Source organism: Streptomyces poriticola, from assembly GCF_036689765.1.
Taxonomy (GTDB): Bacteria; Actinomycetota; Actinomycetes; order Streptomycetales; family Streptomycetaceae; genus Streptomyces; species Streptomyces poriticola.
This window is the reverse complement of sequence record NZ_JBAGKH010000005.1, coordinates 307,491-323,571: the sequence shown is the minus strand read 5'-3', so window position 1 is coordinate 323,571 and position 16,081 is coordinate 307,491. Positions and strand designations below refer to the sequence as shown.

15 protein-coding genes are annotated in these 16,081 nt (G+C 74.2%); 9 read left to right on the top strand and 6 right to left on the bottom strand.

Annotated features, from left to right (window positions below):
- The first annotated feature begins 255 nt into the window (after positions 1 to 255).
- Positions 256 to 1,092 carry a DeoR/GlpR family DNA-binding transcription regulator gene (locus tag V5O46_RS11510; RefSeq protein WP_332884431.1) on the top strand — a complete coding sequence of 279 codons (837 nt, stop codon included), beginning with the start codon at positions 256 to 258 and terminating at the stop codon, positions 1,090 to 1,092.
- A gap of 114 nt (positions 1,093 to 1,206) precedes the next feature.
- Complete coding sequence (locus V5O46_RS11505) at positions 1,207 to 1,680, top strand: SRPBCC family protein (protein WP_332884430.1); 474 nt, start codon at positions 1,207 to 1,209, stop codon at positions 1,678 to 1,680.
- Between the two features lie 31 nt (positions 1,681 to 1,711).
- Here V5O46_RS11505 and cds1 read toward each other — a convergent pair whose 3' ends face one another.
- Positions 1,712 to 2,839, bottom strand: coding sequence for an L-cysteine desulfhydrase Cds1 (cds1, locus tag V5O46_RS11500; RefSeq protein WP_332884429.1), 1,128 nt, complete (start codon positions 2,837 to 2,839; stop codon positions 1,712 to 1,714).
- Positions 2,840 to 3,222: 383 nt separating this feature from the next.
- Between cds1 and V5O46_RS11495 the strand changes: the two genes are divergently transcribed.
- Positions 3,223 to 3,546, top strand: a complete 324-nt coding sequence (locus tag V5O46_RS11495; RefSeq protein ID WP_332884428.1) for a hypothetical protein — start codon at positions 3,223 to 3,225, stop codon at positions 3,544 to 3,546.
- Between the two features lie 184 nt (positions 3,547 to 3,730).
- Positions 3,731 to 4,264, top strand: a complete 534-nt coding sequence (locus V5O46_RS11490; protein WP_332884427.1) for an ATP-binding protein — start codon at positions 3,731 to 3,733, stop codon at positions 4,262 to 4,264.
- Between the two features lie 1,153 nt (positions 4,265 to 5,417).
- Here V5O46_RS11490 and V5O46_RS11485 read toward each other — a convergent pair.
- Complete coding sequence (locus tag V5O46_RS11485) at positions 5,418 to 6,662, bottom strand: ROK family protein (protein WP_332884426.1); 1,245 nt, start codon at positions 6,660 to 6,662, stop codon at positions 5,418 to 5,420.
- A gap of 28 nt (positions 6,663 to 6,690) precedes the next feature.
- Positions 6,691 to 7,341, bottom strand: a complete 651-nt coding sequence (locus V5O46_RS11480; protein WP_332884425.1) for an alpha-ketoglutarate-dependent dioxygenase AlkB family protein — start codon at positions 7,339 to 7,341, stop codon at positions 6,691 to 6,693.
- 80 nt (positions 7,342 to 7,421) lie between these two features.
- Between V5O46_RS11480 and V5O46_RS11475 the strand changes: the two genes are divergently transcribed.
- Positions 7,422 to 8,552 carry a methyltransferase gene (locus V5O46_RS11475; protein ID WP_408648967.1) on the top strand — a complete coding sequence of 377 codons (1,131 nt, stop codon included), beginning with the start codon at positions 7,422 to 7,424 and terminating at the stop codon, positions 8,550 to 8,552.
- Here the strand turns inward: V5O46_RS11475 and V5O46_RS11470 are convergent.
- Both V5O46_RS11470 and V5O46_RS11465 read right to left on the bottom strand, forming a co-directional pair.
- Positions 8,542 to 9,528, bottom strand: a complete 987-nt coding sequence (locus V5O46_RS11470; RefSeq protein ID WP_332884423.1) for a class II fructose-bisphosphate aldolase — start codon at positions 9,526 to 9,528, stop codon at positions 8,542 to 8,544. The genes V5O46_RS11475 and V5O46_RS11470 overlap by 11 nt on opposite strands.
- A gap of 47 nt (positions 9,529 to 9,575) precedes the next feature.
- A complete protein-coding gene (locus V5O46_RS11465) occupies positions 9,576 to 10,457 on the bottom strand; it encodes an SIS domain-containing protein (RefSeq protein WP_332884422.1) in 882 nt (293 codons plus the stop codon).
- A 178-nt stretch (positions 10,458 to 10,635) separates the two neighbouring features.
- Between V5O46_RS11465 and V5O46_RS11460 the strand changes: the two genes are divergently transcribed.
- From V5O46_RS11460 to V5O46_RS11445, 4 genes are all read left to right on the top strand, one after another.
- On the top strand, positions 10,636 to 11,415 hold the full coding sequence (locus V5O46_RS11460) for a DeoR/GlpR family DNA-binding transcription regulator (RefSeq protein ID WP_332884421.1): 780 nt from the start codon (positions 10,636 to 10,638) through the stop codon (positions 11,413 to 11,415).
- Positions 11,416 to 11,838: 423 nt separating this feature from the next.
- Positions 11,839 to 12,051: a heavy-metal-associated domain-containing protein gene (locus tag V5O46_RS11455; protein ID WP_332884420.1), complete on the top strand. Its 213-nt coding sequence runs from the start codon at positions 11,839 to 11,841 to the stop codon at positions 12,049 to 12,051.
- A 74-nt stretch (positions 12,052 to 12,125) separates the two neighbouring features.
- The gene (locus V5O46_RS11450; protein WP_332884419.1) at positions 12,126 to 14,450 is read left to right on the top strand and encodes a heavy metal translocating P-type ATPase; all 2,325 of its coding nucleotides are present in this window, start codon (positions 12,126 to 12,128) and stop codon (positions 14,448 to 14,450) included.
- Positions 14,451 to 14,638: 188 nt separating this feature from the next.
- Complete coding sequence (locus V5O46_RS11445; protein ID WP_408648961.1) at positions 14,639 to 15,373, top strand: phosphatase PAP2 family protein; 735 nt, start codon at positions 14,639 to 14,641, stop codon at positions 15,371 to 15,373.
- A 73-nt stretch (positions 15,374 to 15,446) separates the two neighbouring features.
- Here the strand turns inward: V5O46_RS11445 and V5O46_RS11440 are convergent, their stop codons facing one another.
- Positions 15,447 to 15,899, bottom strand: coding sequence for a phospholipase (locus V5O46_RS11440; RefSeq protein ID WP_332884417.1), 453 nt, complete (start codon positions 15,897 to 15,899; stop codon positions 15,447 to 15,449).
- Between the last annotated feature and the right edge of the window lie 182 nt (positions 15,900 to 16,081).

The window sequence follows — 16,081 nt, the reverse complement described above, 5'->3', positions numbered from 1 at the left end:
GAATCTCCCCGATCCGTGTCTCCGCGGACCGGACGACGGACGGCACACGGACGGCCGCACGGGCCACACGGACGGCCGCACGGACGGGGCAGAGTGGCCCGGAGTGGCATGCCCACGGCCGTCAGCCGATGGCGCGGCGCGCGGCGGGGCGTGCGAGGATGGGACGTCCGCGCACCGGACCGGGGAGAATTTCCTTGTCCAGCCGGGTGAGCCGGGCGTGTCGGATCCATCTGCGGCGAAAGGACCGGAAGCGACGTGAGTGAGAATCAGAACCTCCTCGCGGAGCAGCGCCGTGCCCTGATCGTCGACGAGGTCCGCCGCCGGGGCGGTGTCCGGGTCAACGAGCTGACGCGCAGGCTCGGCGTTTCGGACATGACGGTGCGCCGTGACCTGGACGCGCTCGCCCGGCAGGGCGTGCTGGAGAAGGTGCACGGCGGCGCGGTGCCGGTGGCGGAGGCGAGCACCCACGAGCCGGGCTTCGAAGCGAAGTCGGGTCTGGAGCAGGGTGCGAAGGAACTGATCGCGCGGGCCGCGGCCGAACTGGTCGCACCGGGCGCGGCGATCGCGCTGTCGGGCGGTACGACGACGTTCGCGCTGGCGCACCGGCTGCTGGATGTGCCGGACCTGACCGTGGTGACCAACTCGGTGCGGGTGGCCGACGTCTTCCATGCGGCGCAGCGCACTTCGGGGGCCCGGCCGGGTGCGGCGACGGTGGTGCTGACCGGCGGGGTGCGCACCCCGTCCGACTCGCTGGTGGGGCCGGTCGCCGACCAGGCGATCGCAGCGCTCCACTTCGACGTGCTGTTCCTCGGGGTGCACGGGATATCGGTCGAGGCGGGCCTGTCCACACCCAACCTCGCGGAGGCCGAGACCAACCGGCGGCTGGTGCGGTCGGCGCGGCGGGTCGTGGTGGTCGCCGACCACACCAAGTGGGGCGTGGTGGGGCTGAGTTCGTTCGCGGCGCTGGACCGCGTCGACACGCTGGTGACCGACGGCGGGCTGCCCGCCCAGGCGCGGGCGGAGGTCGCAGAGCACCTGCGGCTGGTGGTGGCGGGCGAGCCGGGCGACGGCCGGACCGGCCTCGACGACTGACCGACCCCGGCACGTGACGTACTGACACCCGGTGTACCGGCAGCTAGGGTTGCCTGCCCGGCCGACCGCCCGACCGAGCCGCGCGGTGCGGCTGCGCCGAAGGGGGTTGCGTCCATGACACGCCGACTTCGTCCGGTGGAGCTCGACTTCGTCGAGGCCGCCGACGTACGTCTGGTCTTCGCGCGGGAGATCTCCGCGCCGCCGGAGCGGGTGTTCCGTGCGCTCGCCGAGGACGTGCCGGGCTGGACCGAGTGGTTCTCCGCGGTGACGTACGCCCGGCCCACCCGGGAGGGGGCGGGCCGCGAGATCCGGCTCCGGGGCGGCATGCGCTTCGCGGAGACCATCCTCGCGGCGAGGGAGCCCGAGGTGTACGCCTACCGCGTGGACGTCACCAACGCGCCGGGCGTCCACGCGATGGCCGAGGCGTGGCGGCTGACGCCGACGGGGACCGGTACGCGGGTGCAGTGGACGGTCGCGGCGGACGGCACGGCACCGTTCCGCTCCGTCCTCGGGCGGGCCGGTCCGGGACTGGCGCGGGCGTTCCGTGGCGCGGTCACCGCACTGGACCGGCGGCTGGCGGCCGGGTGAGCCGCCGCGCGGCCGGTCCGCCCCGGGACGGTCAGTCGGGCCATACCCCGGTGTGCAGCAGGGACTCGATCGCCTCCGTGTACGGCGCGATGTCCAGGCCCTGTTCGGCCAGCCAGGCGTCCGAGTAGTACTTGTCGAGATAACGGTCCCCCGGGTCGCACAGCAGCGTCACCACGCTGCCCCGGCGCCCCTCGGCCACCATCTCGGCGACGATCTTCAGCGCGCTCCACAGCCCGGTGCCGGTGGAGCCGCCCGCCTTGCGGCCGATGGCCCCCTCCAGGGCCCGTACGGCGGCGACGCTGGCCGCGTCGGGCACCTTCATCATCCGGTCGACGGCGCCGGGCACGAAGCTCGGTTCCATGCGCGGCCGGCCGATGCCCTCGATCCGGGAGCCGCGGTCGCAGGTGACGTCCGGGTCGCCGGTTCTCCAGCCGTCGAAGAAGCAGGAGTTGTCCGGGTCGGCGACGCAGATACGGGTGTCGTACTGCATGTAGTGCACATAGCGGGCGAGGGTCGCCGAGGTGCCGCCGGTACCGGCCGTGGCGACGATCCAGGCGGGTTCGGGGAACCGCTCCAGCCGCAGCTGACGGAAGATCGACTCGGCGATGTTGTTGTTGCCGCGCCAGTCGGTGGCCCGCTCGGCGTAGGTGAACTGGTCCATGTAGTGGCCGCCGGTCTCCGCCGCGAGACGGGCGGACTCCTCGTACATCCTGCGGGAGTCGTCCACGAAGTGGCACCGGCCGCCGTGGAACTCGATCAGGCGGATCTTCTCGGTGCTCGTGGAGCGCGGCATGACGGCGATGAAGGGGACACCGATCAGTTTGGCGAAGTACGCCTCGGAGACCGCCGTCGAACCGCTGGACGCCTCGATCACCGGGCGGTCCGGGCGGATCCAGCCGTTGCACAGTCCGTAGAGGAACAGGGAGCGGGCGAGCCGGTGCTTGAGGCTGCCGGTCGGATGGGTGGACTCGTCCTTGAGGTAGAGGTCGATGCCCCACCGCTCCGGGAGCGGGAAGAGCAACAGGTGCGTGTCGGCCGAGCGGTTGTTGTCGGCCTGGACCTTGCGCACCGCATCTTTCAGCCAGGCCCGGTAGGCGGCGTCGCTGCGGTCGACGTCCAGGGTGGTGCGGGCGGTCCGGATCGGTGGGGAGGTGGTCACGGCGGGACTCCTTCTGCTGCGCGCCGACGGCGCGTCACGCGCCCGACACACCGATCATAGGCACCTTCGGCACGCTTCTCACCTGCATAAACGCATCTTTGAGCGCCCCCAAGGCGCACTGAGGGGCACTGTCCGACACGCCGCTGCCCACCGTGCCGGCGGCGGCTGTCCGGCGGATGGGGCGCCTTCGCGCGAGTGCTTCCCCGCGCCCCGCTACGCGACGGCGCGTACTGGTGCCGGGGCCCTGGGACGGGCAGACTGCACCCGGTGGGAGATGTCCCGGCGGACTGTCGCGCCGGGTGCACACTGGAGCACGGCACGAGCCGGCACCGGCCACGCGGGGCCCGGTCCGGCACACCGACGCGCTACGAGGGGGCGGCGGCATGGCGGAGCCGGAGTTCACGGCCACGGGGGTGCGGATCGACCAGCGGCTGCGCTCGCTCACCCGGGCGGGGAAGGTCCGGATCAGCGGCGGCAGGCTGGAGTTGCTCACCAGCTACGGCAGCGAGATCGACAGCGCCCCGGTACAGTCGGTGCGCGCTTCCCGGCCCTGGTTCGCCGGCGGCGACCGTGCGCTGGCGGAGCTGGGCGGCAGGCGCTACCTGCTGACCCTCGGCGGCAGTGACCCCGCTCCGGGCGAACCGGGGCCGCCCGCCGCGCGCCGCTTCATCGAGGCCGTACGCCGGGCGGCGGGGCGCAGCGGCTGAACATGTCCGTAAGTTGCGGTACCGCACCCCTTGCGTCACGCTGTTCTCACGTCACTCTGGGTTTACCGGCGATAACGCTGCGAACCAGCCCGCCGGTCAGGACAGCAGGCGGCGGTGCGACGCAGACGCCTGCTGGATCCGTACGTCGTGTTCTTCCGGACCTCTATGTCGGGGAGTCGCAGCCGTGATCAGTCACCCAAGCAGGCACTGCACGGTGGAGCTCCAAGCCCTGCCGTCGCGGATCGGCCAGGTCCGCAGAATCGTATCTGCGCAGTTGCGCTACTGGCATCTGGATTCCCTGATCGACCGGGCGGCGCTCGGTGTGACGGAGTTGCTGACCAACGTCCACCTCCATGCCCGCCCCGACAAGACGTGCACCGTGGAGATCGAGCTGCTGCTCGACCGGGTCACGGTCTCGGTGCGCGACCACGACCCGCGGCTTCCCGTGGTGGACGCCGCCGATCCGCTCGCGACCACCGGCCGCGGTCTCGCCATGGTCGCCGCGCTGAGCGAGAGCTGGGGCGCCCGGCCGGACGGCGCGTCCGGCAAGGTCGTCTGGTTCACGCTGCCCAGACCCGCCCCGTCCCCGGCAGCCGTGGCCCGGCCGGCGCGGCGCCTGGTCGAGGACGTGCCCGCCGGGGCGTTCGCCGACATCGGGGCCGCGGTCGAGGCCGTCGCGCCGCAACCCGCTCCCGCCCGGTCGGCCGTTGCCGGCTGACCGGGCGGTGACCTCCCCCGCTCCGGGGACACCCACTCGACGGCGACGGCCCCGCGGCACGCCGCCGCACGCGGGCAGTGGCGCGGCCGGTCCGCCGGCTGCCGCCGGCCGGCCCCGCCCCCCGACCCGGGTCCGGTGTGCGGCGCCGAACGTGGCGAGTCCGACGGCGGTGCCCCGGACCGGACCCCGTCCTGCCGGCCCGGGTTGAGCTCCGGACCGGCGATCCGGTTGCCCGCCGGGGTGACCGGGGCCCGGCTGCCGACCGCGTCGCCGGGAGAGGCGCCGACCGGCCGCGCCACGCCCTGGCTCTGGTCCACGACCACGTGCTTCCCACCGGCCCCCGGCTGCCCGGCCGGGAGCCGGCGAGCGGGTCGCGGCACGGGCCCGACCGACCGTGGTCCGGGCGCTGGACGACGGCGGGGGCGGTGCGGTGGACGCCGTACGGGCCGGGCCGGCGGGCCGCGGATCCGCCGCCCGGCCCGGGAGACGGGCGTACATCCGGTGGCCGCGACGGGACTGCACCAGGACGTCCACTGCGCCGAGGAGACGCTCGCGGCGCTGCGCCGGCGGCCCGCCCAGGTGTTCGTCGCCGAGCCGGCGGAGGGCATCGGGGCCTCGGCGTGTGCGCCGGGCTGGTCAAGGTGGCGGGCGGCTTCCCCACCCTCGAAGCGCGCATGCCCGCTGGACGATGTCGTCGGCTGCCGAGGCGCACCAACGCCACGGGGCGCCCATCGCCGTCCGTCTGGAGCCGGGTACGGGTGCCGCTGGACACCCCGGAACTCCTCTGCGGTGAACCGGGCCTCCCGTCTCGCACCGGGTGATCCTCGGTCATCTCACCCGCTCCCCAGGCCTCGTGACACACCGGCAGGCCGCCGCATCGGGGTGCTGTGCCGTATGTCCCGCTCCCACCACGCCACGGACCGGCCGATGCCGGACGCCGGACGCTCGCTGGTGGAGGCGGGGCAAGCCGGCCCGCTCCTGCTGGGCGGCGACACCACGACCGACGGGGGCGTGCTCCGCGGACGGCGGACTCGGGATGCCGCAACTGCGGCGCCGGATCGCGCCACGGCCTGCGCTCGCCGTGGGCGAGGGCCCGTACGGAGGATCCCGACGGAGAACCGGCGCGGGGCGTCCGATGCCGACCGGGGCCGGGCTAGGACACGCCCAGGGCCGCGAGCGGGTCGTCGAGGACCGGTTGCCAGGCGAGCTCGGCTGCGCCGACCAGGCTGTTGTGGTCCAGTGTGCAGGGCAGGATGGGGACGCCGCCGCTCTGGCCCCACAGACTGCGGTCGGCGACCACGGCGCGCAGCCGGTCCGGGTCGGCGTCGAGCAGGGTGCGGTGCAGCCCGCCGAGGATGATGCGGTCCGGGTTGAGGATGTTGACCAGACCGGCGAGGCCGAGGCCCAGGCGGTCGATGAGTGACTCGGCGGCGGTACGGACGGCCGGGTCGGCGTAGTGGCCGCGGATCAGGTCGTCGGACTGCTGGAGCAGCGACACCTCGGGGCCGGGCTCGCGTCCGGCGGCGGTGAGGAAGGCCAGCGGATCGGCCTCCACGTCCAGGCAGCCGCGGCTGCCGCAGTGGCAGGGCCGTCCCTCGGGGTTGACGGTGAGATGGCCGACCTCCAGGGCGAGCCCGGAACTGCCGGTGTGGAGGCGGCCGTCGAGAACGAGGGCGCCGCCGACGCCCCGGTGGCCGGTGGCCACGCACAGCAGGTCGCGGGCCCCGCGTCCGGCGCCGTGCCGGTGCTCGGCGAGCGCGGCGAGGTTGACGTCGTTCGCGGCGAACGCGGGTCCGTCGATGCCCGCGGCACGCACCTGTTCGGCGAAGATGCGGCGGACGGCCGAGCCGGCCGGCCAGGCCAGGTGCAGCGGGTTGAGGGCGAGGCCCTCCGGTTCGGCCACCGCGGACGGCACGGCGAGGCCGGAGCCGACGCAGCGCCGCCCGGTCTGCCGGAGGAGTCCGGCGCCCGCCTCGACCACCGAACCCAGCACCTTCGCCGGATCGGCGTCGACGACCTCGCAGCCGGGCGTGGTGGCCACGATCCGCCCGCCGAGGCCGACCAGCGCCGCCCGGAAGCCGTCGGCGTGGACCTGGGCGGCTAGGGCGACGGGGCCGTCCTCGGCGACCGCCAGCCGGTGGGAGGGGCGGCCCTGGGAGCCGGCCGGCGCGCCGGGGCGGGCGTCCACCCTGATCAGACCGAGCGCCTCCAGTTCGGCGGCGACCGCGCCCGCCGTGGCGCGGGTGACGCCGAGTTCGGCGGTGAGCACCGCCCGGGTGGGGGCTCGTCCGGTGTGCACGAGCTCCAGCGCGGGACCGAGCGCACCGCGCCCCCGGTCCAGCCGCGTCCTCGAGGTGGTCCCGTCCCCCGCCGTACGGGGGTCCGCCTTGCCGCTCATGAGGGGGAGTCTCCCATGATCCCGTCGCCTACCGGCCGCTGACCCGTAGCGTGATGTTCAGCCGCCCGGTGAGTCCCAACTCCGGCGGCCCGGTGCCCGGGTGCACCCGGGGCACCCCGTGGTAGGCGAACCGGGACGGGCCGCCGAACACGAACAGGTCACCGCTGCACAGCTCGAGGTCCGTGTAGGGGCGGGCTCGGCTCTCGGTGTTGCCGAAGCGGAAGACGCAGGTGTCCCCCAGGCTCAGGGACACCACGGGTGCGTCGGTCCGTTCGTCGCTGTCCCGGTGCATGCCCATGCGGGCGTCGGCGTCATAGAAGTTGATCAGGGCGATGTCGTACGCCGCATCCGCCGCGGCCCCGGTGCCGAGGGTGTCCGCGACCGCGCGGCGGCCGAGGTCGCCGAGCCAGGCCGGGAAGGGCTTGACGGGGGCGCCGTCCCCGTCGACGACGGTGCGGGCGTAGCCGTACGGGTACCAGTGCAGGCCCAGGCACACCTGGCGGGCGGTCATGGTGCCGCCGCCGGGGGTGCGGACCGTGCGCAGTCCCGCGGGCGGGCACGCCCACTCCCGGCAGGCCGCGAGCAGCTCGCGCTGCCGCCCGGCGTCCAGCCAGTCCGGCAGGTGCACCGCGCCGGGCGCGATCTCGCCGCGAGACCGGGGGAACAGCTCGGCATCCATGCCTCCCATCCTGCCCGACCGGGCCTGAGCTGCGGCTCCGCTAGCCTGGACGCACGATGGACGACCGTAGCGACCGTATGATGACGACGCCGTGGGGCGAGCTCGCGCTGGCCCGCTTCCCCAAGGACCCGCGCGAGAAGCTGCGCGCCTGGGACGCCTCCGACTCCTATCTGCTCGGACATCTGGCGCAGGAACGGGTTCCGCTGTCCGGCACGGTCGTGGTCGTCGGTGACCGCTGGGGCGCTCTGGTCACGGCGCTCGCGGCGCACGAGCCGGTGCAGATCACCGACTCGCATCTCGCGCAGGAGGCGACCCGGGCCAACCTGGCCCGCGCCGGGGTCGCGCCGGGCACGGTGCCGCTGCTGACCACACAGGACCCGCCGCCCGCCGGGATCGACGTGCTGCTGGTGCGGGTGCCCAAGAGCCTGGCCCTGCTCGAGGACCAGCTGCTGCGGCTGGCACCGGCGGTGCACGCGGGCACGGTGGTCGTCGGCACCGGCATGGCCAAGGAGATCCACACCTCCACGCTCCGGCTGTTCGAGCGGATCCTCGGACCGACCCGCACCTCCCTCGCCGAACGGAAGGCGCGGCTGATCTTCTGCACACCGGATCCGGCGCTGGAACGCCCCGCCAACCCGTGGCCGCTCAGCTACACCCTCCCCGACGACGTGGGCCCGGTCTCCGGACGGACCGTCGTCAACCACGCGGGGGTGTTCTGCTCCGAGCGCCTCGACATCGGCACCCGGTTCTTCCTCGGGCATCTCCCGGACCGCGGTGCCCGGCGCGTAGTGGACCTGGGCTGCGGCAACGGTGTGGTGGGCACGGCGGTGGCGCTGGCCGACCCCGGCGCCGAGGTGCTGTTCACCGACGAGTCGTTCCAGGCCGTGGCCTCGGCGGAGGCGACCTACAAGGCGAACGGGGTGCCCGGTCACGCCGAGTTCCGGGTCGGCGACGGGCTCGCCGGGGTGCCGGACGGCAGTGTCGACCTGGTGCTCAACAACCCCCCGTTCCACTCCCACCAGGCGACCACCGACGCCACGGCCTGGCGGATGTTCAGCGGGGCACGGCGGGTGCTGCGGCCGGGCGGGGAGCTGTGGGTGGTCGGCAACCGCCATCTGGGCTACCACATCAAGCTGCGCCGCCTGTTCGGCAACAGCCGGCTGATGGCGAGCGACCCGAAGTTCGTGGTGCTGAAGGCGGTCAGGCGGTAGGCCGGGCGCGGGTACGGTCCACCACTCCGAGGAGGTCCGCGACGGTCCGGGCCATGGCCTGTCTCCCGACGGTCAGATAGCCGCGGGAGTCGACCGCCTCCGGGTGTGCGGCGAGGTACGCCCGGATGGCGCCGGTCATCGCGGTGTTGAGGGCGGTGCCGACGTTGACCTTGGCGATGCCGCCCGCGACCGCGGCGGTGAGTTCGCGGTGCGGGACGCCGGAGGAGCCGTGCAGCACCAGCGGGACGTCCAGGGCGGCCGACAGGTCCTTGATCAGGTCGTGGTCGAGGGCGGCGGTGCGCGCGGTCATGGCGTGCCGGCTGCCGACGGCGACGGCGAGCGCGTCCACGGCGGAGTCGGCGACGAAGGCGCGGGCTTCGGAAGGGTCGGTACGGGCGCCGGGCGCATGGGCGTCGAGCGCCGGGCGTGCGGCGCCGCCTCGCGCATCCGGAGCGGCGCCTTCCCGACCGCCCGGCCCGCTGCCCTCCCGACCGCGCGGCGCACCCCCCTCCCGACCGCGCGGCGCACCCCCCTCCCACCGCCCTGCTTTCCCGCCCACTTCCCCCAGCTCCGCCTCGATCCACAGCCCCTGGGCGTGCGCCCAGTCGGCCGCGGCGCGGGTGGCGGCGAGGTTCTCGGCGTAGGGCAGCCGGGAGGCGTCGTACATGACGGAGCTGAATCCCGCGTCCGCCGCCTGGCGGAGCAGGCTGTCGCTCTGCACATGGTCCAGGTGCAGGGCGACGGGCACGTCGGCGCGCTCGGCCGCGGTGACCGCGGCGCGGGCCAGGGGCAGCAGACGGCCGTGGCGGAACTTGACCGCGTTCTCGCTGACCTGGAGGACGACGGGTGCGGCGACCGATTCGGCGCCGGCGACGACGGCCTCGACATGTTCCAGGGTGATGATGTTGAAGGCGGCGACGGCGGAGTGCGCCGCGGCGGCGCGGGCGACCAGGTCGCCGGTGCTGGCGAGGGGCACGGTCTGTCCTTTCCCGGGCGGCGGGGGGCGGGGATCCTTCCCGGGCCTCAGGGGGCGAGGATCACCGAGCGGGTGAGATGGCGGGGCCGGTCCGGGTCGAGGCCGCGTGCGGCGGCGACGGCCACGGCGAGCCGCTGGGCGCGGACCAGTTCGGCGAGCGGGTCCAGCCCGCCGGACACCCACAGTCCGCCGGTGTCCCGCACCTGTGCGGCCAGCCCTTCGGGGGCGTCGCCGAGCATCCAGGTGGCGGTGGACCGGGTGGTGATGCTGATGGGGCCGTGCCGGTACTCCATCGCCGGGTAGGCCTCGGTCCAGGACAGCGACGCCTCGCGCATCTTCAGCGCCGCCTCGTTGGCGAGTCCGACGGTCCAGCCGCGACCGAGGAAGGTGAACTGGGTGCAGTCGACGAGCCCGGCGGGCAGCTCGCCCGCGAGCGCGGTACGGGCGTCGGCGACGGCCGCACCGGCCGGCAGGCCCAGGTGGGCGCGGAACAGGGTGAGGGCGCTGGTGGCGAAGCGGGTCTGCACGACGGACCGTTCGTCGGCGAAGTCCAGGACCACCACGTCGTCGGCGGCGGCCAGGACGGGGGTGTCCGGGTCGGCGGTGACCGCGACGGTACGGGCACGGCCCCGCAGCCGGGCGAGCAGGTCGAGCACTTCGGTGGTGGTGCCGGAGCGGGTGAGGGCGACCACCCGGTCGTACTCCCGGCCGGGCGGGAACTCCGAGGCGGCGAAGGCGTCGGTCTCGCCGTGCCCGGTGCCCTCGCGGAGCGCGGCGGCGGCCTGGGCCATGAAGTACGAGGTGCCGCAGCCGACGATCGCGACGCGCTCCCCCGGGGACGGCAGCACCGCGTGGTGCCGGGGCGCCTCCGCCGCGGCGCGGATCCAGCACTCGGGCTGGCTGGTGAGTTCGTCCTCCACGTGCGTCATGCCGCACCCCTCCCTGACCCGACAGCACTGCTCGGGGACCTGACAGCGCCGTTCAGGCCGCCCGACCTCATTTCTGATTGTTCCTGCAAGATACAGCGAGCTTTCGAGCACAATCAAGCATCTTGTCGAAGATCGGGTGCGCTAGGGTCGGTCGGAGACCGAGGAACGGAGGGTGTGGATGTCGCGCGACGCCCGCTGGAAGGCGCTGCTGGAGCTGCTGGTCGAACGCGGCCGGCTGGACGTCGAGGAGGCGGCGGCCGAGCTGGAGGTGTCGGCCGCGACGATCCGGCGCGACTTCGACCGGCTCGCCGAACAGCAGATGCTGGTGCGCACCCGCGGCGGCGCGGTCGTGCACGGGGTGTCGTACGAGCTGCCGCTGCGGTACAAGACGGCCCGGCGGGCGTCGGAGAAGCAGCGCATCGCGAAGGCGGTCGCCGACCTGGTGGCTCCCGGCGAGGCGGTGGGGCTGACCGGCGGCACGACCACCACCGAGGTGGCGCGCGCCCTGGCGGTGCGCAGCGATCTCGCCTCGGGCACCCCCGCGCTGACCGTCGTCACCAATGCGCTCAACATCGCCAACGAGCTGGCGGTGCGGCCGCAGTTCAAGATCGTGGTGACCGGCGGAGTGGCCCGGGCGCAGTCGTACGAGCTGATCGGGCCGCTCGCGGACGGGGTGCTCGCCCAGATCACGGTCGATGTGGCGGTACTGGGCGTGGTCTCCTTCGACGTCACACACGGTGCCGCGGCCCACGACGAGGCGGAGGCGGCGATCAACCGGCTGCTGTGCGAGCGCGCCGAGCGCGTGGTGGTCGCCGCCGACTCCAGCAAGCTGGGCCGCCGGGCGTTCGCCCGGATCTGCGCGGCCGAGGCCGTCGGCACACTGGTCACCGACAGCGCGGCCGACCCGGACGCGGTACGGCGGTTCGAGGAAGCGGGGGTCCGGGTCGTCACGGTGTGACACCGCGGCCGGCCGCCCCCTCCCCCGGCGGTCAACCGGCCGAATGGCCTTCATGACCCCCATGGTCGGCCCACCCGCTCCGCTCCCCCGGCGCCGGTGAGTGCACGTCGCGGGTCGCGGGCGCGGTGTCCCCGACCACCGGGTCGACACTGCGCCCCACGCCGTAGGCGGCACCGAACGTCACGGCGAGAACGGCGGCGAACGAAGCGGCCCTCAGTCCGGTGTGCATGACGACACCCCTCCCCGAGTCCAGGGCCTCCGACCTCCACCGGAGGCTTCTACACAGCTCAGCATACCCCCAAGGGGTAATGAGTCGATGGTCCGCAGACTTGCTTTCCATACGGGGCGGGGGTATACCTGACCTCGATGGTACCGGTACCCCCTACCGGTATCCAGTGCACCTGACACCCCCAGGAGGGCTTCATGTCTTCGGCCACGTACACCGTCTCCGGCATGACCTGCGACCACTGCAGGGCCACGGTCACCAAGGCGATCGGCGCGCTGGACGGCGTCACCGGAGTCGACATCGACCTGGCGGGGGGCCGGGTGACGGTCACCGCGGCCGACGAGCCGGACGACACCGTGATCGCCGGAGCCGTCGACGAGGCCGGCTACGAGCTGACCGGGCGCGCCTGACCGCCCCGCAGTCCCCCCGTACGGCCGGGGCACCGACAATGGGGCTCGGCCGCCCACCCGCATCAGGAGCATCCATGACCATCCGTACCACCGATGCCGGAGCCGCGGCCGATTCCGCGGCCGGGTCCGACTCCGCGGCCGAGGTGGAGCTCGCCGTCGGCGGCATGACCTGCGCCTCGTGCGCGGCCCGGATCGAGAAGAAGCTCAACCGGATGGACGGGGTGACCGCCACCGTCAACTACGCGACCGAGAAGGCCCGGGTCAGGTACACGAGTGAGGTCACCGTCCCCGACCTGATCGCCACGGTGGAGGCGACCGGCTACACGGCCCGCGAACCCGAGCCCGAGCGCGCGGAGCCCGCGACGACGTCCGTGTCCGCATCCGCATCCCCCGATGGGGCCGCCGGAGCCGACGATGCGCTGATGCCGCTGCGGCAGCGGCTGACCACGGCCGTGGTACTGGCGGTCCCGGTCATAGCCATGGCGATGGTGCCGGCCCTGCAGTTCGAGTACTGGCAGTGGCTCTCCCTGACCCTGGCGGCGCCCGTCGTGACCTACGCCGCCTGGCCCTTCCACCGTGCCGCGCTCACCAACGCCCGGCACGGCGCGGCCACGATGGACACGCTGATCTCGCTCGGCACGTCGGCGGCGTTCCTGTGGTCGCTGTGGGCGCTGTTCTTCGGGACGGCCGGCACACCGGGGATGACGCATCCCTTCGAGCTGACCATCGCCCGCACCGACGGCGCCGGGAACATCTATCTGGAGGCCGCCGCCGGTGTGACCGCGTTCATCCTGGCCGGGCGGTACTTCGAGGCGCGCTCCAAGCGGAAGGCGGGCGCCGCGCTGCGGGCACTGCTGGAACTGGGCGCCAAGGACGTCACGATGCTGCGGCCGGACGGCGGCGAACGCACGGTGCCGGTCGGCGAGCTGCGGGTCGGTGACCGGTTCCTGGTCCGCCCCGGCGAGAAGATCGCCACGGACGGCACGGTGGCCGAGGGGTCCTCGGCCGTGGACGCCTCCATGCTCACCGGCGAGTCCGTACCGGTGGAGGTGGCCGAGGGCGACGCGGTCACCGGCGCCACGGTCAACGCCGGCGGCCGGCTGGTGGTCGAGGCCACCCGCGTCGGCGCGGACACCCAGCTGGCCAGGATGGCGAAGCTGGTCGAGGACGCGCAGAACGGCAAGGCCGCGGCGCAACGGCTCGCGGACCGCATCTCCGGCGTCTTCGTGCCGGTCGTGATCGCGCTGGCGCTGGGCACCCTCGGGTTCTGGCTCGGCAACGGGGCGGGTCTGACGGCCGCGTTCACCGCCGCAGTGGCCGTGCTGATCATCGCCTGCCCGTGTGCGCTGGGGCTGGCCACACCCACCGCGCTGCTGGTCGGCACCGGGCGCGGAGCGCAGCTGGGCATCCTCATCAAGGGCCCGGAGGTCCTGGAGTCCACCCGGCGCGTCGACACCGTCGTCCTGGACAAGACGGGCACGGTCACCACCGGCCGTATGACCCTGCTGGCCGTGCACACCACCGAGGGCGTGCCGGAGGCCGACGTACTGCGTCTGGCCGGTGCGGTCGAGCACGCCTCCGAGCATCCGATCGCCCGGGCCGTCGCCGACGGGGCGCTGGAGAAGCTGGGGGCGCTGCCCACGCCCGAGGACTTCGCCGGCGTGCCCGGTCTGGGTGTGCAGGGCGTCGTCGACGGCCATGCCGTGCTGGTCGGCCGGGAGCGGCTGCTGGACGACTGGGCGATACGGCTGCCTGCGGAGCTGGAGCGCGCGAAGGCGCAGGCGGAGGCCGCCGGGCGCACCGCCGTCGCGGTCGCCTGGGACGGCGCGGCGCGGGCGGTCCTGGAGGTCGCCGACGCGGTGAAGGAGACCAGTGCGGAGGCGATCGCGCGGCTGCGCGGCCTGGGCCTGCGTCCGATCCTGCTCACGGGTGACAACCGGGCCGTCGCCGAGTCCGTCGCCCGCGAGGTGGGTGTCGCGGCCGGGGACGTGTACGCCGAGGTGCTGCCGCAGGACAAGGTCGACGTGGTCAAGCGGCTGCAGGAGGAGGGGCGTTCGGTCGCGATGGTCGGCGACGGCGTCAACGACGCCGCCGCGCTGGCCCAGGCCGATCTGGGGCTGGCGATGGGCACCGGCACGGACGCCGCGATCGAGGCCGGGGACCTGACCCTGGTCCGGGGCGATCTGCGCGCCGCCGCCGACGCGATCCGGCTCGCCCGCCGCACCCTCGGCACCATCCGGTCCAATCTGTTCTGGGCGTTCGCCTACAACGTGGCCGCGCTGCCGCTGGCGGCTGCCGGGCTGCTCAACCCGATGATCGCCGGTGCGGCGATGGCCTTCTCCTCGGTGTTCGTCGTCGGCAACTCCCTGCGGCTGCGTTCCTTCCGCGCCGCGTCCTGACTCCGGTGCGGGTGCCCTGCGCGCGGTCCGGCCTCCGTACGGAAGGGAACGCCGGACGGCGGCGGGTCGCCCGGACGGGCCCGGACGGGAACCTGTCCGGCGGAATACGCGCCGGGCCGGCGGCAACGGACCGCCGGAGCGGGAACGGCTGACCGAAGACCCACCGCCCTCCCGCGGAGAAGGACCCCATGACCGGACCGACCACCCCCGGCTCCGACCCCGCAGACCCCACAGACCCCACAGACCCTGAAGTCCCTGTGGCAGGGGACGCGGACGGCGCTGCCTCCGGCGGCCCCGTACGCTCCCCTCGCCCGAGCCGTCTCGTAGCCGTGCTGCACGATCTGCGCGCCGTGGACGGCGCGCTGTACGCCGCGGTGGCCGCGACCCCGACGCCCACGCTGGACCGGGCGCTGCGCCGGCTGTCGCACGCCGCCGACCATTCGAAGATCTCGCTGGGCATCGCGGGCTCGCTCGCCCTGGGCGGTGCCCGCCCGCGACGGGCGGCTCTGCTCGGGGTCGGGGCGGTCGCCGTCGCCTCGGTCTCCGCCAACCTGCTCGGCAAGCGTCTGGTGCGCCGCCCCCGGCCGGACCGGGAGGCGGCCCGGGTCACGGTGGACCGGCATGTGCCGATGCCGACGTCGGCGTCGTTCCCGTCCGGGCACACGGCCTCGGCGGTGGCGTTCGCCACCGCGGTAGGCGTGGCGCTCCCGGGGGCGGCCGTCCCGCTGGCCGCCCTCGCGAGCGCCGTCGGCTACTCCCGCGTCCACACCGGAGTGCACTATCCGGGCGATGTGGCCGCCGGCGCCGTCCTCGGCGTGGCCGGCGCGGCCGTGGCGCTGGCGGCGGCAGCCGCCGCCCGGCCGCCGGAGGAGGTCCCTCCCGGCTACCGTGCGGCGGCCGGGACACCGCCCGCACCCGGGTGACGGGGTCAGGCCCGGGCCGGCCCCGACCGCGCCCGGCCCGGACGCGGCGCGCCGGCCGCTGCCGGTGCTTGCGTCACCCGAAGGCCTTCACGGCCTGGTAGTACGTCCACGCCGTGCCGTTGCAGGCGGTCCTGGTAGCACCGCTGTAGCGGCCGCAGACCCGCTTGAGGTCCTCGTGGAAGGCGCTGTCCAGCCGGCTCTTGTGGGCGCTGAAGGTGCCGGCCGCCTTGTAGTTGCGGTACCCGAAGTCGTGCCGGGCGCAGGAGTTGCTGAAGGGGAAGCCGAACGGGTTGTCCGGCGAGGAGGAGCAGTAGTCGGTGGACCAGTCGAATCCGTAGGCCGACCAGGCGGCCTGGTCGGCGCGGGCGGCGGCCCAGCGGTTGTAGCTCGACGCGCTGGTCTGCGTCCAGCTCGCGAGGACCTGGGCCTTGTCGGCGGGGGCGGCATCGGCCGCCGTGGCGGTGGCGGCGACGGTGACGACGGACAGGGCCGTGGCTGCGAGTCCGGTGGCGATTCTTCGGTGCATCCCACACCTCCATGAGGCTGCGGCCCGCCCCTCGGGCCGCAGGTTCATGACAAGATGATTGACGCGTCAACCAGGACTTCACACCCGACTCACCCCAATGCGCCGTGAACTCTGCGGCCAGGCAGGCGAGCAGCCCGTGAACGCTCGGCGATCCCGGCCCACCGCACCGTGCCCCGGTACCC